The organism is Iningainema tapete BLCC-T55, assembly GCF_014698965.1.
Classification (GTDB): Bacteria; Cyanobacteriota; Cyanobacteriia; order Cyanobacteriales; family Nostocaceae; genus Iningainema; species Iningainema tapete.
In genome coordinates this window covers 1-847 of sequence record NZ_JACXAE010000020.1, presented here as the reverse complement: position 1 = coordinate 847, position 847 = coordinate 1, and the positions used below count along the sequence as shown (strand labels likewise).

At 46.3% G+C, this 847-nt stretch carries 1 protein-coding gene; it reads right to left on the bottom strand.

Annotated features, from left to right (window positions below):
• Nucleotides 1-821 (bottom strand): diacylglycerol/lipid kinase family protein (locus ICL16_RS04260; protein WP_337906908.1); only part of this gene is annotated, 821 nt, incomplete at its 3' end.
• Nucleotides 822-847 lie beyond the last annotated feature (26 nt).

Below are 847 nucleotides of genomic sequence, written 5' to 3'. Positions count from 1 at the left end.
GGATGCCCATCAATATGAACGGGTAACTTGGCAATCGAAGTGATCCGAACCATTTCGACTTGGTAGATTTCAATTTTGGGGTTGTAGTGGTACTGCCCTCGACTAATTGACCAAAAATGGCGCACTAGTTCCCACTTACTAAACTTTCGGTAAATGGTCACATTTATTAAACCATCATCCACGATCGCATTTGGAGCAACCATAAATCCTGCACCATAATAGGGTGCGTTGGCAATCACTACCAGCATTGCTCTAAGTTTAAATTCACGCTTGTGCGCGATTTCTCGGCGCAAAAATCGCTGGCTTGGCAATGGGTGAGTCTGGGCTTGTGCAATGGGACGATCTAACTCAATCTTAAGTCGTTGAGGTTGATAATCCATTGCTAAGCGAAAAGCTTGAAGCATCCGCCCCCATCGTCCACCCTTAATTTCTTCGCCAAGAGGAAAGAGCGTTGCATCCAGCCCTACCCCAGCTGCCTCAAAAAAGTAGTGTTCATCGTTGGCTTGCCCAACATCAATACTTTTAACTTGCCCGTGAGCCAGTACAAAACATGCTTGGTTAACATCCATTGGTATATTTAGACTCCGAGCAATGTTATTGTAAGTGCCAATCGGCACAATTCCTAGTGGAATCGGGGCATGAAGCAATCCTTTGGCAACTTCGCTGACTGTACCATCACCACCTGCCACGATCACCATATCATAGCCTTCTTCAACCGCTTGTTGTGCAATCAACGCGGGAGACTCATCCGGTTTGGTAAAAGCTAGTTCAGCCCGAATATCTTCTGCTTCCAGTGCCGCAATGATTTCTGGTAACTTCATGGGGTTAGGCTCATCGATACCGGAAA